Source organism: Paenibacillus chungangensis, from assembly GCF_042675905.1.
In the GTDB taxonomy this organism is placed as follows: Bacteria; Bacillota; Bacilli; order Paenibacillales; family Paenibacillaceae; genus Pristimantibacillus; species Pristimantibacillus chungangensis.
The window spans coordinates 454,052-478,149 of the sequence record NZ_JBHTJZ010000005.1 but is presented as its reverse complement, the minus strand read 5'-3'; the positions used below and the strand labels follow the sequence as shown (position 1 = coordinate 478,149).

Annotated in this window: 25 protein-coding genes and 1 other RNA gene; 1 reads left to right on the top strand and 25 read right to left on the bottom strand. The window is 50.7% G+C overall.

Features of this window, described 5'->3' with window-relative positions; genetic code table 11:
• Window positions 1-8 precede the first annotated feature (8 nt).
• The 4 genes from ACFQ2I_RS04590 to ACFQ2I_RS04575 form a co-directional block, all read right to left on the bottom strand.
• Window positions 9-803 carry an ABC transporter ATP-binding protein gene (locus ACFQ2I_RS04590; protein WP_377562475.1) on the bottom strand — a complete coding sequence of 265 codons (795 nt, stop codon included), beginning with the start codon at window positions 801-803 and terminating at the stop codon, window positions 9-11.
• A gap of 156 nt (window positions 804-959) precedes the next feature.
• Entirely contained in the window at window positions 960-1,379 is a 420-nt protein-coding gene (locus tag ACFQ2I_RS04585) for a hypothetical protein (RefSeq protein ID WP_377562474.1), read from the bottom strand.
• Window positions 1,380-1,384: 5 nt separating this feature from the next.
• Window positions 1,385-1,588: a DUF1540 domain-containing protein gene (locus ACFQ2I_RS04580; RefSeq protein WP_377562473.1), complete on the bottom strand. Its 204-nt coding sequence runs from the start codon at window positions 1,586-1,588 to the stop codon at window positions 1,385-1,387.
• 54 nt (window positions 1,589-1,642) lie between these two features.
• A complete protein-coding gene (locus tag ACFQ2I_RS04575) occupies window positions 1,643-2,143 on the bottom strand; it encodes a DUF3907 family protein (protein WP_377562472.1) in 501 nt (166 codons plus the stop codon).
• A gap of 175 nt (window positions 2,144-2,318) precedes the next feature.
• Here ACFQ2I_RS04575 and ACFQ2I_RS04570 point away from each other — a divergent pair, with 175 nt between their 5' ends.
• Complete coding sequence (locus ACFQ2I_RS04570) at window positions 2,319-4,181, top strand: S8 family peptidase (protein WP_377562471.1); 1,863 nt, start codon at window positions 2,319-2,321, stop codon at window positions 4,179-4,181.
• 89 nt (window positions 4,182-4,270) lie between these two features.
• Here ACFQ2I_RS04570 and rnpB read toward each other — a convergent pair.
• The 21 genes from rnpB to ACFQ2I_RS04465 form a co-directional block, all read right to left on the bottom strand.
• An RNA gene (rnpB, locus tag ACFQ2I_RS04565) (RNase P RNA component class A) lies at window positions 4,271-4,675 on the bottom strand.
• A gap of 87 nt (window positions 4,676-4,762) precedes the next feature.
• On the bottom strand, window positions 4,763-5,884 hold the full coding sequence (locus tag ACFQ2I_RS04560; RefSeq protein WP_377562470.1) for a Nif3-like dinuclear metal center hexameric protein: 1,122 nt from the start codon (window positions 5,882-5,884) through the stop codon (window positions 4,763-4,765).
• On the bottom strand, window positions 5,860-6,633 hold the full coding sequence (locus tag ACFQ2I_RS04555) for a tRNA (adenine(22)-N(1))-methyltransferase (protein WP_377562469.1): 774 nt from the start codon (window positions 6,631-6,633) through the stop codon (window positions 5,860-5,862). The genes ACFQ2I_RS04560 and ACFQ2I_RS04555 overlap by 25 nt, the downstream gene beginning before the upstream one ends.
• Window positions 6,633-7,478 (bottom strand): hypothetical protein, encoded by an 846-nt coding sequence (locus tag ACFQ2I_RS04550; RefSeq protein ID WP_377562468.1) that lies wholly within the window; start codon window positions 7,476-7,478, stop codon window positions 6,633-6,635. Before ACFQ2I_RS04550 ends, ACFQ2I_RS04555 begins: the two co-directional genes overlap by 1 nt.
• A 74-nt stretch (window positions 7,479-7,552) precedes the next feature.
• Window positions 7,553-8,680, bottom strand: a complete 1,128-nt coding sequence (gene rpoD / locus ACFQ2I_RS04545; protein WP_377562467.1) for an RNA polymerase sigma factor RpoD — start codon at window positions 8,678-8,680, stop codon at window positions 7,553-7,555.
• A gap of 34 nt (window positions 8,681-8,714) precedes the next feature.
• Window positions 8,715-10,544 (bottom strand): DNA primase, encoded by a 1,830-nt coding sequence (gene dnaG, locus ACFQ2I_RS04540; protein WP_377562465.1) that lies wholly within the window; start codon window positions 10,542-10,544, stop codon window positions 8,715-8,717.
• A 63-nt stretch (window positions 10,545-10,607) separates the two neighbouring features.
• Complete coding sequence (locus ACFQ2I_RS04535) at window positions 10,608-11,078, bottom strand: YaiI/YqxD family protein (RefSeq protein WP_377562463.1); 471 nt, start codon at window positions 11,076-11,078, stop codon at window positions 10,608-10,610.
• 125 nt (window positions 11,079-11,203) lie between these two features.
• Window positions 11,204-12,019, bottom strand: coding sequence for a pyruvate, water dikinase regulatory protein (locus tag ACFQ2I_RS04530; RefSeq protein WP_377562462.1), 816 nt, complete (start codon window positions 12,017-12,019; stop codon window positions 11,204-11,206).
• A 34-nt stretch (window positions 12,020-12,053) separates the two neighbouring features.
• Window positions 12,054-14,135 carry a glycine--tRNA ligase subunit beta gene (glyS, locus tag ACFQ2I_RS04525; protein ID WP_377562971.1) on the bottom strand — a complete coding sequence of 694 codons (2,082 nt, stop codon included), beginning with the start codon at window positions 14,133-14,135 and terminating at the stop codon, window positions 12,054-12,056.
• Window positions 14,128-15,015 (bottom strand): glycine--tRNA ligase subunit alpha, encoded by an 888-nt coding sequence (glyQ, locus tag ACFQ2I_RS04520; protein WP_377562460.1) that lies wholly within the window; start codon window positions 15,013-15,015, stop codon window positions 14,128-14,130. Before glyQ ends, glyS begins: the two co-directional genes overlap by 8 nt.
• A gap of 345 nt (window positions 15,016-15,360) precedes the next feature.
• Window positions 15,361-16,107, bottom strand: coding sequence for a DNA repair protein RecO (gene recO, locus ACFQ2I_RS04515; RefSeq protein WP_377562459.1), 747 nt, complete (start codon window positions 16,105-16,107; stop codon window positions 15,361-15,363).
• 52 nt (window positions 16,108-16,159) lie between these two features.
• A complete protein-coding gene (locus ACFQ2I_RS04510) occupies window positions 16,160-16,321 on the bottom strand; it encodes a YqzL family protein (RefSeq protein ID WP_377562457.1) in 162 nt (53 codons plus the stop codon).
• Between the two features lie 90 nt (window positions 16,322-16,411).
• A complete protein-coding gene (gene era, locus ACFQ2I_RS04505) occupies window positions 16,412-17,329 on the bottom strand; it encodes a GTPase Era (RefSeq protein ID WP_377562456.1) in 918 nt (305 codons plus the stop codon).
• Window positions 17,330-17,333: 4 nt separating this feature from the next.
• Window positions 17,334-17,774: a cytidine deaminase gene (gene cdd / locus ACFQ2I_RS04500; RefSeq protein ID WP_377562454.1), complete on the bottom strand. Its 441-nt coding sequence runs from the start codon at window positions 17,772-17,774 to the stop codon at window positions 17,334-17,336.
• A gap of 17 nt (window positions 17,775-17,791) precedes the next feature.
• Window positions 17,792-18,157 carry a diacylglycerol kinase family protein gene (locus tag ACFQ2I_RS04495; protein ID WP_377562453.1) on the bottom strand — a complete coding sequence of 122 codons (366 nt, stop codon included), beginning with the start codon at window positions 18,155-18,157 and terminating at the stop codon, window positions 17,792-17,794.
• Window positions 18,157-18,654, bottom strand: a complete 498-nt coding sequence (ybeY, locus tag ACFQ2I_RS04490; RefSeq protein WP_377562452.1) for an rRNA maturation RNase YbeY — start codon at window positions 18,652-18,654, stop codon at window positions 18,157-18,159. The genes ACFQ2I_RS04495 and ybeY overlap by 1 nt, the downstream gene beginning before the upstream one ends.
• Before the next feature lie 5 nt (window positions 18,655-18,659).
• Window positions 18,660-20,897, bottom strand: a complete 2,238-nt coding sequence (locus tag ACFQ2I_RS04485; protein ID WP_377562451.1) for an HD family phosphohydrolase — start codon at window positions 20,895-20,897, stop codon at window positions 18,660-18,662.
• Between the two features lie 18 nt (window positions 20,898-20,915).
• Window positions 20,916-21,896, bottom strand: coding sequence for a PhoH family protein (locus ACFQ2I_RS04480; protein WP_377562450.1), 981 nt, complete (start codon window positions 21,894-21,896; stop codon window positions 20,916-20,918).
• 3 nt (window positions 21,897-21,899) lie between these two features.
• Window positions 21,900-23,102 (bottom strand): sporulation protein YqfD, encoded by a 1,203-nt coding sequence (yqfD, locus tag ACFQ2I_RS04475; RefSeq protein WP_377562449.1) that lies wholly within the window; start codon window positions 23,100-23,102, stop codon window positions 21,900-21,902.
• 21 nt (window positions 23,103-23,123) lie between these two features.
• Window positions 23,124-23,402, bottom strand: a complete 279-nt coding sequence (gene yqfC, locus ACFQ2I_RS04470) for a sporulation protein YqfC (protein WP_377562448.1) — start codon at window positions 23,400-23,402, stop codon at window positions 23,124-23,126.
• Window positions 23,403-23,567: 165 nt separating this feature from the next.
• The gene (locus ACFQ2I_RS04465) at window positions 23,568-24,089 is read right to left on the bottom strand and encodes a hypothetical protein (RefSeq protein ID WP_377562446.1); all 522 of its coding nucleotides are present in this window, start codon (window positions 24,087-24,089) and stop codon (window positions 23,568-23,570) included.
• Window positions 24,090-24,098: the final 9 nt, after the last annotated feature.

Sequence of the window (24,098 nt, the reverse complement as noted above, 5' to 3'; positions counted from 1 at the left end):
TGATTTCTCTATATGCGCTTCCATTCTTCCCCTTTCACCGTAAGCCAATAACGTTCCCTCTGTTGCACCACCTCTACTGGCACGCCGAAGAAGTCACTCATTCCAGATGAAGTCATCAGCGAAGAGGTCGTGCCTTGAGCAAATACTTCACCATCCTTCATCAGCAGCGATTTAGTGAAGCAAGGAAGAATCTCTTCCACATGATGCGTGACATAGATTAATGCGGGTCCATTCTCCTGCTCCGCAATCGATTGCACAATGGCAAGCAGTTGCTCACGCGCGAACACATCCAATCCGGAACATGGCTCATCTAGAATAAGAAGCTTCGGCTTTGTCATGAGCGCTCTGGCAATTACGATACGCTGACGCTCTCCTTGCGACAACGCATCATACGGGTATTCCGCCAGATGAGCGCAGCCCAACTCGTTCAGCAGATGCTCGGCATATGCTTTATCCTCCTTCAAAGGCTCTTCATAAATGCCAATCATGGCATTTTTCCCGCTTAATACAATTTTCAACGCAGAATCGCTGCCATATAACCGCAGGTCCATGGAAGAGCTGGCCCAACCGATTTCTTTACGAAGCTCTCGCAAATCATATTCACCGAATTTACGATCCAATACACTAATAGAACCAGAAGTTGGCCATATGTATCCGTTAATCATATTGAGAAGTGATGTCTTCCCGGAGCCATTCAAGCCCAGTATACACCAATGTTCTCCTCTTTTTACGGTCCAGTCCAATCCCTTCAGAATCGTTCTGCTTCCTCGTTCCCATACGACATCGCGAATTTGTATAACCACGCGTATTCCCCTCCCTGCTCTTTCTCCCCATCTATATTCCTGTCCTCTTCAGCAATCTACTCTATCATACAACGAAATAGGGTCGATCGAAAGCAAGAGAGAAGCTTCTCTGCAAAGATAAGAGAAGCTTCCCGTTGTGTTACCACGCATCCATGATTAACTGACAAGTGCGAAATAAATCGGTGTAATGATGAAATGAATGACAAGCACCAGCAGACTAATGGCGACCGACCATCCACCCAAGCCTCTTGCCCCTTGTCTGTAAGCCATATAGCCTAGAATCGTCGCGGTAGGCGCCAACAGAACCGGCCAAAGAAACAACGAAGCAATGGAAAAGACGAGCGCGATCCAACCTAAAGCAAAAGCACCGGAATCCGACTCCGAAGCAGCCTTCTCTTCTTCATAGCGGAACTTCTTCGAATGTTTGCTTACCGGCATACCGTATGCAAAATCCGCTCCCATCTCTTCCCTGAAGCTCATCGCTCCGTTCGGAAGCGTTTCATTCGGCACAAGACCTTCCGAAGGTTTCTTATTGCCCTCATCCAAAGGATTATCCGCTTGTTTTTTCTTCTCCACTGGAATCACTCCTTCTTCTTGAAGGTGTGGCAGCATGTGGCAGCCGATTGCATCGCTTGATCTTGATGAAGCAGGCCTAGCTTGTCTGATGCGAACTCTTCATTGAATGAATGGGCATCAATTTCGATTTTGATTTCTTCTGCGTTGCACAGATTGCCTTCCTTCCAAAAGCTGCAATTAGCAACACTGCAGTTTACGCCCTTCGGCATAAAAAATCACCTCCGCTATACAGTGTCTCTCCAGCGGAAGTGATTCATTCTGCCTTATTTTTGTCCTTGCATGCGTCGATGCGTCATATATTCACTTTCATAATAAGCCAATTCGTCCCGCAACTCTTCATATAGCTTGGATACGCCAAGCACGATTGTACGGGATTCGCGGTTCGACTTGTATCTGAATCGAATGGCGTCCTGACCTGTATACGCATAGCGGCCGTCTTCGGAATAGCATTCATTTTTGGGATAGAAAAATGCGTTAACGCAGTGGTGATACACCTCATACAACACACGCTCCGCATTGTCATTATCGAAGTTGGGTCTTCTTAGCAGCACACCCAGCTTCTCAACGACAACTTCTGAAAAAACAAGCAGATGTCTTAAATCCGACAGCAAACCTTTGTAGAATAGCTCAGCGTCTTCCCCTCCATCTTCGCCAACTAGACCGGCAACCGTATGATTGTTTAGAAAAGGCTCCAACTGGGTAATCGCTTCTTTCAGTTTTAAACGTGCGGATTCGGTTAATGATTTTACATTAGTGGATGGCATGATGGTAGATCCCCTTTCATTTTCCAAACGAAAAAAACTATAAACATCAACATCGTACCATAAATACCACAGAAACGGTACAGGCGATTTCCAATTGTCCGCATAATTTCACACGCAAGGTCGGAATCTAAAGATAATTCTATTGTAACATCAACGACCTCAGGAGGAAAATAATATGCGTAAACCAAGATGGATAGCCGCCTTCACCATGTTAGCCGTCATAGCGCTGCTCATCCCCGTATTGCCAGGCGTGCTTCCTCGCACAGAGCCTAAGGCTCCCGAGACAGCGCCCCACTCCGTTGCGAAGGAGCAAAAGCTGAAGCTGACCGCTCTTCAGAACGACATGAGCGCAACGTCGGCTCTGATGGCTGCGGAGACAAGGCAAGATCTGAACAGACTGATCCAAGCGAACGATGGAATAATGAACGGCACGGGCGTGAAGGATCTAATGGAGCATCATCCCCACCTTGCATATATCGAATGGTCCACCCATCAAGAAGATATCAAGCAAGGCTATATCCCGAAGGATCATAAACGCTTGATTGCCAAATACGTCTCGGAAGCGAAGCAGAAGTCCGGTAACGGCATGGAGTATGAATCACCGGCAGTCGAGAGCAGCGACGGCAACCGGTATATTGTAATCAGCATACCCGGAACAAGCGATCAGCAATATATCGTTACAGTATTGAATGCCAATATCGTCAAGTCGGTTGAACGACATCAGAAGCAGAATTTGCGCATCATCCCCTATCCTGCGGAAGGCAAATTCCACGTTGAATCCGTACAACCGAACACAACCAAGGACATTACCGTCCAATCCGGTGAGGACAACGGCAATGCAAGCCATTACTATATTCGGGATGTTATCGTGCACTTCTCCGGACCGGTCACTCCTGAGGAATTGAATCGAATTAAAGCGGACATTCACGCGCAATCGGCAGATCGAATCGGCCAAATCGGACATGCTTATGTATTCCGTTCGGACCAGCTTGAAACGAAGCAACTGATGCATTATTTCAAAACAAAATGGAATCCGAAATATGTCGAACCCCATTATCTGTATCTGACGAATCAAGAAGACTTGGGGAATGCAAGCGCTCCGATTGTTCCCAATGATGTATTATATTCTCGTCATCAATGGAATCTGCCGTCTATCGAGGCCGAGAAGGGCTGGCAATTGTCTAAAGGAGATGAAGGCGTCATAATTGCCGTCCTGGATACCGGAGTGGAGAGCAGCCATCCCGACTTGCGGGGCCGACTGGTTCCAGGCGTGAACATCGTAAGCGCCAATGCTGCGCCTGAAGATGATGTGGGACACGGCACGCATGTAGCGGGCATCATCGGCGCATCTGTGAATAATAACGAAGGGGTCGCGGGTGTATCCTGGTACAACAAAATTATGCCGGTGAAGGTGCTTGACGGCAGCGGTGCAGGCTCTGCATACTCTGTCGCGCAAGGTATTATATGGGCAGTTGATCACGGCGCCAAGGTCATCAATATGAGTCTAGGCAATTACGCGCAAGCCGACTTCCTGCATGATGCAGTCAAGTATGCTTATGAACGCGACGTCGTGCTGATCGCAGCCAGCGGCAACGATAATACGGAGCGGCCCGGCTATCCAGCTGCTTATCCCGAAGTATTCGCCGTAGCGGCGACAACATCCACCAAGCAGAAGGCTTCCTTCTCCAACTTCGGCAATTATATCGATGTAGCGGCACCCGGGGACCAGATTGCCAGCACCTATCCCGGCAAGCAATATGCCGCTCTCTCAGGTACGTCGATGGCCAGCCCTCACGTAGCCGCGCTCGCAGGGTTGATCCGTTCGCTTAATCCCCAGTTGACCAACACAGAGGTTATGGAGATTATGCGGGCATCCTCGATCGATCTCGGCAACACAGGCAAGGATAAATATTACGGGTATGGCGAAATCGATGTAAACAGCGCACTTCAAGCTACCACGAACTATTCCGGCGCGCTTCAAACCTATCCTCAGCAGGTTAAGCGTCGACTGGAGCGCATTAAGGCGCATACCCCGTAAGTAGGGTAGACATGCGATTGCCACAAAAAAGCCTTGAGATCCCCTCGCAGCAATGCGAGGAGATCTCAAGGCTTATTGTTCGTGCCGTTGCGGAAAGTTTGCCGTAAGCCGGGTTCTGTACTTCTGGTGGTATGACGGGAACGACCCTCCCACTATTGAAGCGACAATCATCTATCTAGGCCTGCTATTGCTAGCCGGCTCAAGCAACCAACCCGGATGCGCCTCGGGCTAAGGCTGCAGCCTTGCGGCTGCCGCATCCTCTCGGTCTTGCTCCAGATGGGGTTTACCAGGAACATAGTCACCTATGCTCCTCGTGGTCTCTTACACCACGGTTCCACCCTTGCCTGTGCCGGCGAAGCCGGCCATCGGCGGTCCATTTCTGTGGCACTATCCTTCAACTCGCGCTGACTGGACGTTATCCAGCATCCTGCCCTGTGGAGCCCGGACTTTCCTCTCGCAGCGATTAAGCTGCCAGCGATTGTCTGTCAAACTTTCCGGTGCAGCATTCAGTATACTAGGATTTCTACAAAAGCTCAAGACTGAATCCATTCCATTCATTCAAAACATTGCTAACCAAGAAATTAGAGGAAGACGAATGGCTCCGTTGATCGTGCAGAAGCGACCACCTCTGTCTTATAGTTGTCGTCAGACAGCTTGCCCAGCAAATACTCCGCAACCTTATGCTTCATGATCTTCTCGATATTGTGTCCCGCGTCGATAATGGTCATGCCCGCCGCAAGCGCATCATGGGCCGTATGGTAATCGATATCGCCCGTAATGAGCACATCGGCGCCAGCGAACATAGCATGCCGCACATAGCGGCTTCCCGATCCTCCTAGCACAGCAGCCTTGCGAATCGGCTTGTCAAGAGGACCGACCACCCGCACGTTGGGCACATCATAGGCTTGCTTCAGACGTTGTGCAAGCTCACCAAGCGTTGCAGGTTTCTCCAGCTTGCCTGAACGGCCAAGCCCGAACGTTCTCCCCTTCAGATCGATAGGGTATAGATCGTAAGCCACCTCCTCATACGGATGTGCCTTCAGCATGGCGGCAACCGCATCTCGGTGTACACTGTACGGCACTATCGTCTCTACACGAACTTCTTCTACCCTCTCCAGCTTCCCTGCTGAGCCGATATAGGGCTGGCTTCCTTCGCCGGGACGGAATGTGCCGGTACCTCTTATATTGAAGCTGCAGCTGCCGTAATTGCCGATCTCTCCGGCACCAGCGCGCCACAATGCTTCAAGGACGGCTTCGTAATGGCTCTCAGGAACGAATACGACGAGCTTGTACAGCTTGTCGGTATGCACCTCGTCTAGCGGGATGCGGCCTTCCTTCACAATGCCTGCCGCATCGGCCAGCCAGTCATTCATGCCCCCGTCGGCGGTGTCCAGATTGGTGTGCGATATATACACAGCGATATCGTGCTTAATCAACCGTTCGTAAAGCCTGCCTGCTGGTGTACTCGTATCCAGCTTGGCCAAAGGACGATATATGATCGCATGATGCGCAATAATTAGATTCACGCCTGCTGCAATCGCCTCGTCCACCACTTCATCTGTCACATCGAGAGCGACCATGACTTTTTCCACTTCTTTGTTCAACGTGCCCAATTGAAGTCCTATCTTGTCGTTCTCCACCGCATAATGCTTTGGCGCCAGTTGCTCCATATACTGCATTAATCGTTGGCCGTTTGCAAACACTGTAGCACCTCTCCAATCTTTATGATTTCCTCCTGTATTTGCGTCCGCTTCATTGCCGCTTGAGGGAGTTCAGACTCCGCCAATTGACCGCATATCCGATTCAATTTCTGAAGCTCTGATTGCCATTTCATGATAAGGATCGGCCCTCCTGATCTTAACAGATGAGGACCCATATGGACCAAGAGAGCCCTTGTTGTCTCCTTCTGCCAAGCTAAGCCTAGGAACGAACCGTCATAGAGCGCCCCATTCAATTGCTCAGCATTTGAAGTCCTTTGCGCATGTAACACTTCATATATTTTACCGTCTTCCTCCAGAATGCACTCCGCCTTCAAATACCAGCCTTTCTCCAGAAGCCAGCTTCGTACGATATCTTCTCCGACGTTCGGTTGCAATACAAGCTCTTGCACTTGCGCAAGCTTGCCGCGCTCATGCCCCTCCTCCAATATTTCCTTCATGAGACCACCACCCATGCCGGCGATCGTAACCGTATCCGCTTCATCCCCTTGCAGGACAGCCAGCCCGTTGCCCTGTCGGACCTGCAGCCTGCCGGCTAGCCCAGCATCGGCCGCTTGCTTCTTCGCCGCAGCCAGCGGTCCTGCATTCAGCTCACCTGCTATTGCGGACACCGCAATGCCACTCTGAAGCAGATAGACCGGTAACAGCGCATGGTCCGAGCCAATGTCGGCAACACGGCTGCCCGGCGTTATGTATGACGCGATTTTTTGAAGTCTGTTCGATAATTTGATCATTAAGCCACCCACACCATCCATTGTTTGCGCATCAAGTAGAGCAGTGTCCCTCCCAGCGCGAATTTCGTTAGCAACTGCAGTTGAATCCACTCTGTCTCCTTCAGAACAGCGAGGCTATAAACTTCCGGCATAAACCAGGTTAAGGCGCAAACCGCGAATAAGATCAGTGGAACCGCCTTCGTCCAGCGATGAAGGAACCAACTGCTCCAGCCGAACAGAATGGACAACGGAAGCCAGTACAACTGGACTTCGAACCACTTGGGCTCCGGAGAGAATCGGGAAAGCAGCCAGCTGTATGTAAGCAGCAGTGCAAGCCAACCGCATAGATGTAGCACCTGCATCCCCATTCTTATGCCATAGATGATCCAGAACAACGCACAGACGCTGATGAACACTGCCTGCCAGCCCCAAGCACTCAGCTCATGTTGATTCAACAAGTACAATCCGCCGCCGAGCAGAAGCAACATCCCTGTGCTGGATATGGATAAGCCAGCCGCTTCACTGCGCCCTCTCCATCGCTTGCCTGCCCAAAGCAAGATAAGCGTGCCTCCTACAATAATTGCGATTTGCAATAACGGATGAAAAAAGCTAAAATAAAGCACAACGAAGGAAATTAAAGTAAAAGTTCCAAATGTAAGGAGCCATTGTTTCCCCGTTGCGTGCCTCATGGCCATAACCGCTTTCCCGATTGTACGGCCTGGGGCATCTTGACCGGAATCCGATCCAGAATCCGTATCAGGATCCCGATATAGATTGAGGAGGAAATCGCAATACTGATCCGGCAGTACCTTGCTTCTACGCCAATGCTGAATTTCCTTTACGATAATTTCCTTACGGTGATCCATAGGGCAGATATCCTCTCTGTTGAAATAGGAGAAAAAAGACCTTGCTGCTCATGCAGAAGGTCGTTATATCTGGGTTATTCAAGGAAATCTTTCAGCCTCTTGCTGCGGCTTGGATGACGCAATTTTCGAAGCGCCTTCGCTTCGATCTGTCTAATCCGTTCTCTTGTAACGCCGAACACCTTGCCCACTTCTTCAAGCGTACGGGTACGGCCATCGTCCAATCCGAAGCGGAGCCTGAGCACATTCTCCTCTCGCTCAGTCAAAGTGTCCAGCACGTCCTCCAGCTGTTCTTTGAGAAGCTCATAGGCAGCTGCATCGGCAGGTGCGAGCGCTTCTTGATCTTCGATAAAGTCACCCAGATGCGAATCGTCTTCCTCGCCAATCGGCGTTTCCAAGGAGACGGGCTCTTGGGCAATCTTCATAATTTCACGAACCTTCTCCGTGCTCAGCTCCATCTCTTCCGCTATTTCCTCAGGAGTCGGTTCACGCCCCAGCTCTTGCAGCAGCTGTCTAGACACACGAACGAGCTTGTTGATCGTTTCCACCATATGCACAGGAATACGTATCGTCCGTGCCTGATCCGCAATTGCGCGCGTAATCGCTTGACGAATCCACCAAGTCGCATAGGTACTGAATTTGAATCCCTTCTGGTGATCGAACTTCTCGACCGCCTTAATAAGACCCATATTCCCTTCCTGGATCAAGTCAAGGAACAACATTCCGCGTCCCACATAGCGCTTGGCGATGCTGACAACGAGACGGAGATTCGCTTCAGCCAGCCTACGCTTCGCCTCCTCATCGCCATTTTCGATCCGAATGGCAAGATCGATTTCGTCATCGGCGGAGAGAAGTGGAACACGTCCGATTTCTTTCAAGTACATTCTCACAGGATCATTAATTTTAATGCCGGGCGGCAAGGCAAGATCATCGTCGAAATTGAAATCGTCCGATTCCCTCTCCTGATCGTCACCTGTTTGCACAAGCGGATCTTCATCGCTTTCGTTCAAGACCTCAATTCCCAAATCGTCAAGCTGTTCGAAAAACTCGTCAATTTGCTCCGGATCCTGATCGAATGGAGACAACTTCTCCATAATTTCCTTATAGGTTAAGGAGGAGCGCTTCTTGCCATGCTCTATAAGTTGATCCTTAACTTGATCAAGTTTTTGTTCAGTATCTAGTTCTGTATGTTGATCATTCGCCATATTCCGACTCCCTCCTCCCTAGAAGCATCATCTGTCAATTCTTCAGCTGTCTCTCTAGGGCGATAATCTCAAGACCTAACTGCGCTGCTAATAAAGCATCGCCGGCACGCTCGGCACGCACCATTTCTTCCCGTTTTCTTTCGATCTCCCTCTGCTTGGGAACCTTCATAATCTCATGAATAAATGCTTCCATTACAGACTCGTCGAAAGGAAATCCGCCGTCCATCATTAGTATTGCTGTAGCCGCTTGTTCCAATCGTTCATCATGTAAAGTCTCAATGAATCGGGCGGGATCCGGTTCATGACCTCCGGCATAATAAGCGTATAAATAAGCAGCGAGGGCTGCATGATCCTCTACGTGAAAGGATTCCCCGAGCCTTGCATGCACATCTTCCGCCACCTCACGGTTTTGCATCATGACATGAAGCAGTCTACGTTCAGCGGTGGCATAAGCAGGCAGAAGAGTCGAAGCCCGTGTTACACGGCGCTTTTCATTCCTACCATTATTCCACGAATTGTCGTTATTATCCCTTTGCGGTTTCTTTTTTTGCAGCTCCATGCGATATTCATGGCAGTCCTGCTTTAGAGCTTCCAGAGAGACATCGAATTCGCGCGACAGTTCTTTCAAGTGCAACTCGCGTTCCGTTGAGGAGTCCAGCTCGGCTACAATTCCGACGGCTTCCATCAGGTAATTTTTTCGCCCTTCTTCTTTTAGCAGTATATGGCTTTTTCGAGAATATATAAGTCTGAATTTCGTAGTTGACACAGGATCATCCAGAAGCCTGGAGAATGCTTCCGGTCCGTACTCCTCAATATATTCATCAGGATCTTTGCCTTTGGGAAGAATGGCGATAAGCACCTTCAAGCCGGCGGACTGTAGCAGCGGAATTGATTTGTGGACAGCGGCTTGTCCCGCATCGTCACCGTCATAACATAATATAACTTCCTCCGCTTGCCGCCTGAGCGATACGCAATGTTCCTCTGTCAGAGCCGTTCCCATCGTTGCAACACCGTTCTTGACGCCGGCGTTCCACGCCTTAATCACGTCCATGAATCCTTCGAACAGTACCGCGGACTTGCTCTTGCGAACGAAAGGCTTCGCATGATGCAAGTTATACAACATTCTGCTCTTCGTGAACACCATGCTCTCAGGCGAATTCAAATACTTGGGCTGGCCCTCGTCAATAATTCTGCCAGCGAAAGCGACAGCACGCCCATCACGATCCCATAACGGGAACATGATGCGACCGCGGAATCGGTCTACATAGCCGCTTCCGTCCGATTTCGGCGACAGCAAGCCTCCACTAGCCATAAGTTCCAGCGGATAACCCCTGCCGTCCAGGAAGCGGGACAGCACATCCCACTCCTCTGGCGCATAACCGATCATGAACTGATCGATTAACCGGTCGGTCATTCCTCGTTCGCGCAAATAATGTTTGGCCCGTTCGCCTTGCTTCGTGTTGCTTAGCAAGTAATGATAAAATTTGGCGGCCAGTTCGTGCGCTTCGATCACTTTCCATTCATTAGGATCTTGTCCGGTTGAATTCCCTTGGCTGGAAGATGCCCATGTTACCGGAATACCCGCACTTTCCGCAAGCACTCGCACGGCCTCCGGGAAGGAATAGCCCTCCATCTCCTGGACAAACCTGATGACATTCCCGCTTTTCCCGCAGCCATAACAGTGATAAATCTGCATCTCAGGCGTCACGGTAAACGATGGCGTCTTCTCTGAATGGAAAGGACAAAGTCCTACCATGTATTTGCCGCGCTTCGTCAGATGAACGTATTTCCCGACAGTCTCCGCAATATCATGCTGCTTGCGTACCGCATCAATGACCGCATCAGGAATTTTCCCGCTTGTCATCAAATATCACCTGCATTCAGATGAGAAAAGTCACAGACAAATCCAGATTGTAAACTATATTCGCTATACGTCATAGTTCTCCTGCTCGTTTTGCAAAACTTTTGTCAACTTTTGTTGAAAGCAAACCGCATCGGCACCGCTCATTGCTCGCGGTCCCTTCGTGCGCATGCCGGCACGTCGGCGTCTGGCCCCTTCATGCCTCCGCTCCATTAAATAGTCGATGCTCCCTTCCGTATACATCTCCCCACGCGGCGACAGAGCAACCGCGCCTTTGCCCAACACCATGCAAGCCAGTCCGAAGTCGGCCGTCACGACAACATCGCCGACCGTTACATGGTTCGCAATGTAAAGATCCACGGACTGACTGCTTCGGTCCACCTGCACGATCTCCACGCCCTCGGCAGGCTTCAACCGATGATCGTAAGAAGCAATCATTCGGACAAGTACGTCTAAGCGGTTGGCGGTCTGGACAATTTCAGACTTGACCGGACAGGCATCGGCATCTACATAGATGATCGGTTTCCAACTATTCATCTTGCATCACCGCTCATTCTGCAATCTATACCGTACTATTATATACGGCGCCTGATTAAAAAATCCTGCTACATGAATGAAATGAGCGCACATTATGTCCATATAAAAGTTTTAAAAAAAGAGGCTCATTTGCAACGCATGTATTCCATAATCAGGCTAGCCGTCTCTTCTACTGCTTTATGGGATACATCTATGACAACGCAGCCCAGCTTCTTCATAATGTCATCCGCATATAGTAGCTCTTGTTCAATCCGTTCCGTTGTCGCATAAGAGGCCGTATCCGGCAATCCCAACGCTTTTAACCGTTCTTTCCGGATGACATTCAAATAGCCGACATCAATCGTCAAGCCGACTATTTTCCCTTTATCGAGTTTAAACAACTCATCGGGCGGCTTCAACTCCGGTACGAGCGGAACATTAGCCACTTTGAACTTCTGATGAGCCAAGTACATCGACAACGGGGTTTTGGATGTCCTCGATACGCCGACCAGCACGATATCAGCCTTCTGAATACCGGACGTATCGCGAGCATCATCATATTTCACTGCGAACTCTACCGCTTCCACCTTCCGGAAGTAATCTGCATCGAGCACATGATTCAGGCCCGGCTCCTTGCGTGAACGGCGTCCCGTAGCCGCCTCCAGCGTCTCGATGAACGGACCTAGCAAGTCAATGGCCGATATGCTGTATTGACTGGCCAGCCTTCGCATAGCGTCTCTTAGGCCAGGGATAACAAGCGTGTACAGCACAATGGCTCCTTGCTCATTAGCCAGTTCCACAATCCGCTGCAGCGACGCTTCGTTCGTAATGAAAGGGGCTCTGCGAATATTGGCATGAATAGGGTGAAATTGTGCGATTGCTGCGCGTACGACTAGTTCTCCCGTATCCCCTGCCGCATCTGACACGACGTATACGACAACTTCCGTCTCATGTTCTGACAAATGTACACTCACTCCCTTCGCGAATCGTCGAGTGTTACCAGACTAACTTGGAGAAGTCCGCGACAAGGCTAATATCATCCGCGATAATCGCCAAGGTAGCCAGCCGGTTGTTCCGAACTCCCTCATCTTCGGCCATCACCATAACAGACTCGAAGTACAGGTTAATAAGCGACTTCAATGAAGACAAGGATTGCAAAGCTGCTGCAGCATCCTTATCTGCTAATGCCGTCCGGAACGCCTCCTTCTGCGACAGCCATGCGTCATGCAGCTCCTGCTCGATACTTTCTTGGAACAATTGCCGATCCACCGATCTCGTTGTCGCCTTGCCCGCCAGATTGCTCACCCGGTTGAACGCTTCGACCGTCATCTTAAACGACGCCTTGTCATTCCCGTTCACTCCCGCCGCCACGGCCGCGGCACGACTTGCCGTCAGCTGCAGATCAGAGATGCCGGCAGCCATCACCGCATCGATGACATCGTAACGATATCCTTGCTCCGAAAGCCAGTTCTTCACACGGAGCGAGAAGAATTCATTCAGGTCCTTCTCGATCTCATCTGCCGGACGCTTCAGACCTCTTGAATCATGAACGGTTAGCGCCGTCCGGTAGAGATCCGTCAGCTCCAGCTTGAAGCCGAAGGCCAGCATAATCTGTACGATGCCTGCAGCACTTCTACGCAGTGCGTAAGGATCTTGTGAGCCTGTAGGAACGATACCAATCGAGAAGCAGCCTACGATCGTGTCGATCTTGTCTGCCAGACTTACGATCGCTCCCGTCACGCCTGAAGGCACATGGTCTCCTGCGAATCTAGGCTGATAGTGCTCATTAATCGCTATCGCCACATCTTCGGATTCGCCAGCACGCTTGGCATAATCTTCGCCCATAATGCCCTGAAGCTCCGGGAACTCGTAGACCATCTGGGAGACCAGATCGAATTTGCATATGGACGCCGCGCGTTGAATGTGTGAGGATGTCTGCTCGTCCAGCTGAAGCTGCTGTGTCAGCCTCTTCGCTACGGCTGCTATCCGATCCGCTTTATCAGAGACCGTACCCAACTCCTCGTGATAGACGACGTTGCACAACTTCGACATCGCATGATCGATCGTCAGCTTATGGTCTTCCTCGTAGAAGAACTTCGCATCGGACAGTCTAGCCCGTAGCACCTTCTCATTCCCTCTGGCCACAAGGTCGATAGAACGACTGTCGCCATTGCGCACCGTCACAAAGTGCGGCAGCAGCTTTCCAGATTCATCCATTACCGGGAAGTAGCGCTGATGCTCTCGCATCGAGGTAATGAGTACTTCCTGCGGAATTTGCAGATATAGAGGATCGAATGAGCCGTGCAGTGCGGTAGGATACTCCACAAGGAACAGGACTTCCTCCAGCAAGTCTTCTTTCATGGACACATGCCAGTCCTTGTCTGCCATTAACGTGCGAATTCCGCTTACAATCATCGCTTGGCGCTCTTCAACATCCACGATGACATGCTGCTCGCGCAGCTTCTCGACGTACTCGGCCGGGTCGCCGATCACCGCATCCGCCCCCAGAGTACGATGGCCTCTCGATACGCGTCCCGCTGTCACCCCCGCAATCTCCAGATCGATGACGTCTTGTCCCAGCAGTGCTACTAGCCAGCGAATCGGCCGAACGAAGCGGAACTCCTGGCTTCCCCAGCGCATATTTTTCGGGAAGGACATCGATGAGACGAGACTGCTCAAGCCTTGAGGCAGAAGACTGCTAGACTCTACGCCGATACTGCTCTTGGTAGCGTAGACGTATTCCACGCCGGACAATTCCTTGAAGTACAATTGATCCGGTTCCACGCCTTGACTTCTGGCGAAGCCAAGCGCAGCCTTGCTCCAGTTGCCTTCCGAATCTTGAGCGATTTTGCGGGACGGTCCTTTCGCTTCCTCTTGCATGTCCGTCTGCTTATCCGCCATATCCTTCACAATAACGGCAAGGCGCCTTGGCGTCGCATACGCATGTACAGCTCCATGATGTATGCGCGATTGCTCCAACCACTTCTTCAGCTTTTCCTTTAATTGATCCATTGCTCCGCGCACGAATCTAGCGGGCACTTCCTCCAGTCCGATCTCCAGCAGCAGGTCTCTAGTCATCATTAGCAGCCTCCTTCTTCAACAATGGGAATCCCAGCTTCTCTCGTTCTTCCAGGAATGCCGCCGCTACACCGCGCGCCAAATTCCGAACTCTGGTAATGTAACCCGTTCGTTCCGTTACGCTAATCGCTCCCCTTGCGTCCAACAAGTTGAAGGTATGCGAGCACTTAAGCACATAATCATACGCAGGGAAGACGAGCGATTTGTCCATCGTCTTCTTCGCTTCTTCCTCATACATAGAGAAGAGAGAGAACAACATAGTTGTATCCGATGTCTCGAAGGTATACTTGGAATGCTCATATTCGGGCTGCAGGAATACGTCTCCATACGTTACGCCGTCCACCCATTCCAGCTCGAATACATTTTCCTTATCCTGAATATAAGATGCAAGGCGCTCCAGGCCGTACGTAATTTCAACTGCGACAGGATTCGCATCTATTCCGCCTACTTGCTGGAAGTACGTGAACTGAGTAATTTCCATGCCGTCCAGCCATACTTCCCAGCCCAGTCCCCATGCTCCCAGCGTTGGCGCTTCCCAGTTATCTTCTACGAAGCGAATATCATGATCTTTTGCTTCTATGCCAAGGCGATTCAGGCTTTCCAGATAGAGCTCCTGGATATTGTCCGGCGACGGCTTCAGAATAACCTGGAATTGGTGATGCTGATACAGCCGATTTGGATTCTCGCCATATCTGCCGTCGGCCGGGCGGCGGGAAGGTTCCACATAAGCGACATTCCATGGTTCGGGACCGATTGAGCGCAAGAATGTCATCGGATTCATCGTGCCGGCGCCTTTCTCCACATCGTACGGCTGCACCAGTATGCAATTCTGATCGGACCAGAACTGCTGAAGCGTCAATATCATCGTTTGAAAATTCAATGACCCCACTCCTTCATTTCATCAATTAAAAAACTCTATCTTGGCAATTCATAGAGCAGCGGCCGCAATACAGCAAAAAACCCCCGTCGCTATGCCTGCTGCCAGACATAGGGACGAGAGTTGTTATTCCCGCGGTTCCACCCTACTTGGCCATCCTTGTCGGCGCATGCCGCTTCTTTAGATGACCCGCTTTCATTTTTCATCGCTCCAGAGTGCCCTTCATTGCGGTGTCCTCCCGGGCTTTCACCATCCCCGGTTCGCTACGATCGGCTTTAACCGCAATTACTTTCTCCATCACAGCATGATAGTCATAATATATTATTATATGCGCTTTGCTCATATAAGTCAATTTAACTTCCCCAGTTGATCCAGGAATTGTTTCGATTTCAGCCTTAGTCCCAGCTGTGCATCCATCAAGCTGGACAAGCACGTCTGGATCTCTGTTTTCGTATGAAGAGATACGTTAATATTGCCAAGCCTTCTCATATCGAGCTTACTGAACAGCCTAAGCAGTTTCAGAGCGTTCTCGCTGACGGGTATCGCATCCGAAGCCCTACTGGCACAGCGGGAGCAGATGACGCCTCCCGCATGGGGCAGCAGCTTGAACGGCCCGACTACATTGCCGCAATGCACACACTGCTCCAGCACTGGAGCATAACCCGACATGTCCAGAATTCGCATCTCATACACATTCAAGACGATACCGGGATCCTTGCCTTCCTGCAGCGCTGCCAGACATGCCAGGAGCTGGTGAAAATGATAACTGCCCGCTTCATCGTCCTGCAGCGCTCGGTCTGTCAACTCAGCTGCATAGGATGCATAAGCCGCGAGATCCAAATCCATACGCAAATCATGGTGAGATTGTATAATCTCACCATGATTCAATGTCCCTAATCCACTATTGCCTCGAAAAAGCAGGAATTCGCCGTACGTAAACGGCTGGGCCAGCGAAGCATGCTTGCTCCTGACCTTCTTGGCTCCTCTGATGAGCACGCCCGCCTTGCCACATTCATTCGTCAGCAGCGTGACGATTTTATGATTCTCACCATAATCCATACTGCGAATGACTATACCTTCCACACGAACCAGCATACCGCCTTCTCCCCCATGACAACCGACTCTAATCCAGTTATGGCATTAGTGCTTAATTCCTCAAGCTGGAGTGATCCGCGATCAACTCTTCGTCATCGCCATCCCACGCTGCATCTGGATGGGTCTCCGCTCCCACCTGATCCATCTCCTTGTACAGCATGTATGATTCGACATCCCCGGTCAACGTAAAATACTTCCACGAAAAATCTCGCATTCGTATTCATCCCTTTCAGCCTCGGAAATGCTGCTCCAGACAGTTATTAGGATGCATCGAAATGACCCGGGGTATCCTTAGCAAAAAACGTCAGCTATCATGTCGGAATCCCATATCTCTAAGCACTCTCTCTTGGTTACGCCAATCCTTCTTCACTTTTACCCACAGCTCCAGGAATACACGCGAGCCAAGTAACGCTTCGATATCCTGCCGGGCGCCCTTTCCTACTTCCTTCAGCAGTTCGCCGCGCTTACCGATTATAATTCCCTTCTGTGAGTCACGCTCCACGAATATCACCGCGCCGATATAGACGACACCGTTGTCCTGCACCCTCATATCTTCAATCGTAACTGCAATGGAATGAGGAATCTCTTCTCGGGTCAGGTGCAGTATCTTCTCCCTGACAAGCTCGGCGCATACGAACTGCTCCGGATGGTCCGTCACTTGATCCGCGGGATAATACTGCGGCCCCTCCGGCAAATACCGTGACAGCTGCTCAAGCAGCGTATTCACGTTATTGCCTTGCAGAGCGGATATCGGCACGATCTCGGCAAAGGGATACAGGTCCTTATATTGCGTAATGAGCGGAAGCAGTTGTTCCGGCTGAATTTTATCTATTTTGTTCATGACCAGAAAGACTGGCGTGTTCACACTCTTCAACTGCTCCATAATATAGCGATCGCCGCCGCCGAGCCCTTCGGAAGCATCGATCAGGAACATGACGGCCTCTACTTCCTTAAGAGCGCTCTCAGCTGATTGATTCATATAATTGCCCAGCTTGGATTGCGGCTTGTGAATGCCCGGCGTGTCCAAAAAGACGATTTGCAGTTCATCGGTCGTGTAGACGCCATGAATTTTGTTGCGCGTCGTCTGCGGTTTATCCGACATAATGGCGATCTTCTGCCCGATCACATGATTCATCAGCGTGGACTTGCCCACATTCGGACGACCCACGATGGCAACGAATCCAGAACGAAAGCTGTCATTGTTGTTCATAGATGTATTCATATAGTTATTGCTCCTCCTTATACAAAGACAGCGGCGTGAACGCTCCAGGCAGCAGTTCCGCGACTGTCTTCACTTCCCAATCTCCTTGCAGATTACTCATAATGACCGGCATGTCGGGCGGACACAGCTCCACCAGCACTTGCCGGCATATCCCGCACGGCGTAATCGGCTCATCTGTATCGCCCACGACAGCGATAGCCTTGAATTGTCCCGCCTGCCTTCCGTCCGCAATCGCTCGGAATAGTGCTGTCCGCTCCGCGCAGTTGGTCGGTCCATAGGCGGCATTCTCGACGTTGCAGCCTTGATGGACGTTATTGTCGCAATCCAGCAACGCAGCCCCTACCTGGAAGCGTGAATAGGGAGTGTAGGCGCGCGCTCTGGCTTCCGCCGCATCCTCCAGCAACGCTTTGTACTCGTCGCTCAATCCTATATACTTGTTCTTCAACTTACAGCCACTCTCCTTCAACCTCTGGTTAGTAAATGCCAGAGCGGGGGACCCATTACCAGCAATCCAGTTATGACGGCCGCGATTGCACTGACGAGCACCGCCCCGGCCGCGCAGTCCTTGGCTATCTTCGCCAGAGGATGCCACTCGGGACAAGCAAGATCAACGACTCTCTCCATTGCCGTATTTATCATCTCCGTCGTGATGACCATCCCGACCGCCATCGTGATCATTGCCCATTCCAATGCATCCAGAGACAAAATGATACCCGCTATAAAGACAAGGAAAGCGGCTATGCAATGAAATTGCATATGCCGCTGAGTCGCAACGGAATGGCGTATGCCTGATATCGCCAGCCCCGCACTGCGTATGAACGCCTTCATTATCTTGTCAAGCCAGCTTGCCGCAGCGTTTCCTCTTGCTTGGCGGTCATGACGGCTTCCGATTGCTCATCCTCATGATCGTAACCCAACAAATGCAGGAAGCCGTGAACGAACAGGAAGCCAAGCTCCCGCTCCAAGGAGTGACCGTATTCCTCACTCTGAGCAGCCGCGCGTTCCACTGAAATAATAATGTCGCCAAGCATCCCGCTGATGGGGTCAGCTTCGTCTTCGCTCTCTACTTCGAACACGATGTCCAGCTCTTCCACCCCGTCGTCTTGCATTGCGAATGACAACACATCGGTCGGCCGGTCAATGTTGCGATATTCACGGTTTAAGGAATGAATGCCCTCATCATCCGTGAAGGTCAGAGTCACTTCGCCGTCCGCGAGACCTTCCGCGGCCCCGGCGAGCGTCAACAGCTGTTCAAGCTTAACGATCATATTTTCGGGTAAATCAAATTTATTCTGTTCGTTACTCCAATCCAATTTCAAGCTCAATCCATTCACTCCTTCGTCTTCACATCTTCCGGATATTCAATGCGGGAATGGAAGATACCTATGATGCTTTCCTTGAGTGACTGGGCAATTCTGTCCAGTTCCTTCAGCGTAAGGTCGCATTCGTTATATTGATTGTCATCTAGCCTGCTCTTGATAATTTTGTTGATCATCGCTTCTACTTGATCTACTGTAGGGTTGCGTAAGGAACGTACGGCGGCTTCCACACAATCTGCAATGCCGACGACGGCCGCCTCCTTGGATTGCGCCTTGGGTCCCGGATATCTGAAGTCGTCTTCCGTAAAGTCCGGATCCACGCCCGCTTCCTGAGCTTGCTTTAGCGACTTGTGGTAGAAGAACTTCAATGATGTGGTGCCATGATGCTGCTCTGCAATATCGCGAATCGGCTTTGGAATATTATACCCCTTAAGCATGTCTACGCCATCCCTCGCATGAGCCACGATAATGGACTTGCTCAGCTTCGGATCGATCGAATCGTGTGGATTCTCGATATTGGACTGATTCTCGATGAAGTAGTTGGGCCGCTTCGTCTTGCCGATATCGTGGTAGAAGGAGCCTACCCGGCACAGCAGACCGTCTGCTCCGATCGCTTCTGCCGCTGCTTCCGACAGATTGCCTACCATGACGCTATGATGATAAGTCCCAGGCGTCTCGGTAAGCAGCTTGCGCAGCAGTGGATGATTCGGATTAGACAGCTCTACCAGCTTCAGCGCTGATAGGATGCCGAATGTGATCTCGAAGAACGGCATCAGTCCGATGACAAGCACCGCTGTAAGCAAGCCTCCTGCAAAAGCGAAAGTTATCGAATAGATAAACGGCATTCGGTCCATCTGCTCGGACATCATGAGCGTGACCATAACCGCCAGCGATCCGAACAGACTCACCATAATGCCAGCCTTCAATATGGCCGACCGCTGACTCGCGCGATGAATAGAGAATACGGCCGCAAGCGATATGACGATAAAGAAGAAACCGTATTTAAAATCAAAAATGTGACCTTGCCCGGTATTCAATATCATACTTCCCATGACGGCAAAAATAAAGGAGCTGATGACCGCCAAGTGCATATCCAGCAACAGCGTAATGAGCATCGCCCCCAACGCCGCAGGGGCCAGATATCCGGCATAATGCGCGGAATCCGTCTGGGTGAGTGCAATGATCTGAATCGTAATGATATTGATCAGGAATATGAGCCATAGCATGAGCAGTTGGGCGTTGCTGTACTTCGGCTTCAAGCCGCTGATACTGCCAGATTGATGCAAATATGCGTACAACACTAACACGAACATAAGCGAGAGGATGAGCAATCCTGCCTGCGGCCAGTAATGCTGCTTGTCCTGCAGCAGATTGGCGTCGGACAATAGCTTGTACAGCTCAGGCGTAATCGTCTCCCCCTGCTTGACGATAACATCGCCTTCTTTAATGACGACAGGAGGCGTATTCTGCTTCGCTTGCACTCTGGCTTCGTCCGTTGCTTCCTTATCGAGGAATCTGTTCGGCATGATGGAGAATCGAGACAGTTCCTGGACGATTTCCCTGGCAGTGCGATGCGAGATCGAGCTTCCGTTGACTAGTTCAGCCACTTGCATCCTTGCTGTCTCCGCATCCCTCAGTGGATCGATGGTCAGCTTACGGACAATTTCTTTTGCGACATTACGCATTTCAATCAATTGGTCCGATGCAAGCTGAGGCATCTTGTAGAATGTCTCTTCGGGAATTGTGTACTGCTGCTCCTTGGCGACATAAGACATTTCCTCCAGCAAGGAGTCGCTATATGTCCCCTTGCCCAAGTTAGCCTTCACGAACAAATCGATATGATCACCATACTTTTTCGGTATTTCCGAACGGTAGATCTCAATCTTATTCTCGGTCGTCACCTGATCGTCGGCGTTCAGCTGCTCAATCCTGTACATAATTTGTTCTACAAGTTGCTCGTTTCGAAGCGAGACATTGGAATAGATATCCTCGATTCTTCCCGCCGCTTCCTCTTCCGCTTGCCTGGTCGCTTTCTCATCTTTAATCTGGAACGGCGCTTTAATATCCTTCTCGCTGACAGAGCCTTCCGTCATATCATAGGTTTCCGGTATGACATGAGGCGACAGGCTGAAGTAGAACAATAACACAAACAGTCCCATCAGCAGCCATCTGACAGCCGGGCTTTGTCTCCAGCCGGAAGTTTTGGCAGGCCGGACATTACCGGACTTTGTTGTCCCTTTCTCGTTCATGCCGCTTCCAACCCTCCTCTAGGCTTTCGATTCTGCTTCCCGGTCGTAAGCTGTTATGATTTTCTGTACGAGGGAATGACGGACGACATCCTGCTCCGAGAAGTAGATCATGCCTATTTCGTCTATAGACTTCAATATGCGCTGGGCCTCCACCAAGCCGGAGTTTTTGCCGCGCGGCAAGTCAATTTGGGTCACATCGCCAGTAATGACCATCTTGGAACCGAATCCCAGGCGCGTGAGGAACATCTTCATCTGCTCGGGCGTCGTATTCTGGGCTTCGTCCAATATTATAAAAGAGTCGTCCAGCGTTCGCCCCCGCATATAAGCAAGCGGCGCAACTTCAATCATGCCACGCTCCATCGCTTTCACCGTCTGATCGGGACCGAGCACATCATGCAGTGCATCGTAAAGCGGCCGCAAGTAAGGGTCTACCTTCTCCTGCAAATCACCCGGCAGAAAGCCCAGATTCTCTCCGGCTTCTACTGCAGGACGCGTCAGGACGATCCGCTTGACTGCGCCCTCCTTCAAGGCAACCACAGCCAACACGACTGCCAAATATGTCTTGCCCGTTCCTGCCGGTCCGATTCCGAATACGATATCCCGCTTACGAATCGTCTTCACATAATGACGCTGGCCAATCGTCTTGGCAAGAATCTTCTTCCCGCGGAACGTTGTGGCCACTTCCTTCTTGAACAGATCCAACAACTGTTCCGCTTGCATATTAAGAGCTAAGTCAAGCGCGTATGCAATATCCCGCTCAGAAGGCGTGTAGCCGTTGCGTACAAGCTGCAGCAATACAGTGAATAGCTGCTCCAGCGAGTCGACTTCCGATTCTGGCCCGGAGATGACGATTTCCGCTTCGCGCGAAGCGATGGATGAAGCGTGCATACTTTCTTCAATCAGTCTGAGGTACCTGTCTTGCGGACCGAACACGGCCAAGCCTTCTGCTGCATTGCCTAGTGGAATTTTTACGGTTTTGATCGTTTCAATTTGCAACAATTCTCAATCTCCCTGCATGTGAACTAAAGGCATCTCCTGCACGATGGATTGCTCCACTTCAAAAAGAACTTTCATATAAACTTTACCATTGTCCGACTCTTCATGCAAAACAATTTCATCGTGGATGATTGCATCCGTTCCCGCCTTCTCGATAACTTCCGCTCTCGCTCGCAGCAGACCGACTGTCTTGGCCTCGTCCGCCGACAATTCTCTCTCCAGCAGCTCCGATTCCATTACCGTCTCCTTCATTCGCCCGATAGGTAGTGACCAGTTGCGCCATGATACGCGCTCTTGGTGTGTAATCACTTCGAACTGCTGGAATCCGACTTCGCCGAATCCGCTTAGCTGAAGCGCTCTCGACCCAAAGACGGCGTACCATTTCGTCTGTTTCTCACCTGTATAAATCTTCATCCGTTGCACGAGAGGGGATTCCACCGTGAACTCGTACCATACCAATCCCTTTACTGTACCTTTAGCCACGACAATTTGCGAATGAGATTCGGAACCAATTGCTCCCGATATTAAGATTTGTCCTTTTCTCACCCGCGAATTCTTCTTCACGACCGGGCGGCCTGCTTCTGCGATAATCTCGGTTACCACCCCGTCGACAGACGACACAAGATGTCTTGGATTGTGCAGCGGAGACTGCTCGGGAAGCGTCATTTCCACCACTTGTATCCGCACTTTCGTTCCCTTCTTCTCTACACCGATCCAGGTTGTGCCCGGCAGATCGCTAACGAGACGTTTCGACAACACATCCATATCCTTCAGACGGAATGACCATTGAAAATGATACAATCCTTCCTGCTTGGCAGCCTGTAGAATTTCGTCCTCCGTCAGCTTGACGTTGCCCTCCACTTCTATGCTCCACACGAGAGAAGACAGCATAAAGATCATGGCAAAGAATAACATAAGCCCGCCAGAGAACCATAAACGGCGTTCAGCCCTTACAAGCCAGAACGGCAAGCCGCGACGTTCCACGACATGAATACGGCAGCCTGTCTCCTTTAAATACGGCCGCAACCGGAAGAAGTCGCTAACTGACGTTTGAAAATACAGTTTTTTATCCCCACCGCTGCTTGTCCATCGTATCTCGGACAAGGACAATCCTCCTGCAAGCGCCTTGTTCAGCAGCATCTCTGCCTCGCCGCCCCTTGCTTGTACAACAACAACCCCTCTAAGCCACTCTAGCCCGTCTCTTCTCATCGCAATTCCCTCCCGTTCTCGTTAAGACAGCAATTGAATGCCGGTAATAACTCCTTCGATAAATACTTCCTCCGTCCAAATTGTACGTATGACTAGATCGCTGCCCGTCACTTCAAGTTGGCCTTTGCTTAGTGCGAGCATAAGCTTCTCACTTGAAAAATGGACGACCCCCCGATGATTTTCGATATATAATTGTCGGTCACCTATTAAAGTTAACCTCGGCAAGTCATACACGACATCTTGCGGCATATCCAGCATCTCAGCCGTTAGCTTGTGAAACTTCTTCTTCAAATGTCGCATGTATGCTAATTGCCCCCTTATTTCGCAGATGCGTACTATAACAAAATATGCTGCTCATTTCTTAAATATGAGGAACGTCGAGCGCTCATTTTCTCCACAACCAATAAACCCCCTTAACCGACCGCTGACGGCCGTTAAGGGGGTTATTGCTGCATTTATGCTGTATTAAGTTCGTTTGTTCATGTTCCTAGTGCTTGATCTGGGCGGACCGAGTATCTCAGACCATATGACAGCGCGTCTCAACTCCTGCCTGCTCAGCTTCAACGGTACAGTCTCCTGTTCCCCTGTTCCGGTCCGAACGGTGGAGGAGAATGGAGAAGCACCGCGAGAAGACGCTGCTCCTGTCAAGGAACGACTGGATAGTGAACGACGGGACGGGGCCCCCGTCCGTTCTGTCAAGATTTCCGGTTCATCTTGTCGCAGCATGTCTCCGAGTGCCGGACGCTCCGTTCGCTGCATAGGCTCCAGCGCTGAGCGGTATACGTTATCCCCACTTCCCGGCACGCGAGATGACTCATTGCGGGTACGATCCTCATGACGAGGACTTGACGTAGAGCGCTGTGGCGGTCTGCTTGCTTCCGCTTCGGATTGCCCGCTTCGCTGAGCTTGCTTCCACAACCGGTAGACGATGAACAGAACCGGTACGACTACATAGAGGTTGCTAAGCAGCATATCCAATAATGACATCTTCGCTCA

Bases quoted from the DNA above. Each gene is read 5' to 3' on its own strand.
- rpoD (WP_377562467.1), bottom strand. From the start codon at position 8,680: ATGGCGAATGATCAACATACAGAACTAGATACTGAACAAAAACTTGAT.
- ACFQ2I_RS04580 (WP_377562473.1), bottom strand. From the start codon at position 1,588: ATGCCGAAGGGCGTAAACTGCAGTGTTGCTAATTGCAGCTTTTGGAAG.
- ACFQ2I_RS04575 (WP_377562472.1), bottom strand. From the start codon at position 2,143: ATGCCATCCACTAATGTAAAATCATTAACCGAATCCGCACGTTTAAAA.
- recO (WP_377562459.1), bottom strand. From the start codon at position 16,107: ATGCTGGTTCGTGTGGAAGGTATAGTCATTCGCAGTATGGATTATGGT.
- glyS (WP_377562971.1), bottom strand. From the start codon at position 14,135: ATGACTAGAGACCTGCTGCTGGAGATCGGACTGGAGGAAGTGCCCGCT.
- ACFQ2I_RS04495 (WP_377562453.1), bottom strand. From the start codon at position 18,157: ATGAAGGCGTTCATACGCAGTGCGGGGCTGGCGATATCAGGCATACGC.
- ACFQ2I_RS04485 (WP_377562451.1), bottom strand. From the start codon at position 20,897: ATGAACGAGAAAGGGACAACAAAGTCCGGTAATGTCCGGCCTGCCAAA.
- ACFQ2I_RS04510 (WP_377562457.1), bottom strand. From the start codon at position 16,321: ATGCGAGATTTTTCGTGGAAGTATTTTACGTTGACCGGGGATGTCGAA.
- yqfD (WP_377562449.1), bottom strand. From the start codon at position 23,102: ATGAGAAGAGACGGGCTAGAGTGGCTTAGAGGGGTTGTTGTTGTACAA.
- ACFQ2I_RS04550 (WP_377562468.1), bottom strand. From the start codon at position 7,478: ATGGATCACCGTAAGGAAATTATCGTAAAGGAAATTCAGCATTGGCGT.
- ACFQ2I_RS04570 (WP_377562471.1), top strand. From the start codon at position 2,319: ATGCGTAAACCAAGATGGATAGCCGCCTTCACCATGTTAGCCGTCATA.
- yqfC (WP_377562448.1), bottom strand. From the start codon at position 23,402: ATGCGACATTTGAAGAAGAAGTTTCACAAGCTAACGGCTGAGATGCTG.
- dnaG (WP_377562465.1), bottom strand. From the start codon at position 10,544: ATGACAAGCGGGAAAATTCCTGATGCGGTCATTGATGCGGTACGCAAG.
- ACFQ2I_RS04465 (WP_377562446.1), bottom strand. From the start codon at position 24,089: ATGTCATTATTGGATATGCTGCTTAGCAACCTCTATGTAGTCGTACCG.
- era (WP_377562456.1), bottom strand. From the start codon at position 17,329: ATGAATACATCTATGAACAACAATGACAGCTTTCGTTCTGGATTCGTT.
- ACFQ2I_RS04535 (WP_377562463.1), bottom strand. From the start codon at position 11,078: ATGAATAGTTGGAAACCGATCATCTATGTAGATGCCGATGCCTGTCCG.
- ACFQ2I_RS04555 (WP_377562469.1), bottom strand. From the start codon at position 6,633: ATGATCAAATTATCGAACAGACTTCAAAAAATCGCGTCATACATAACG.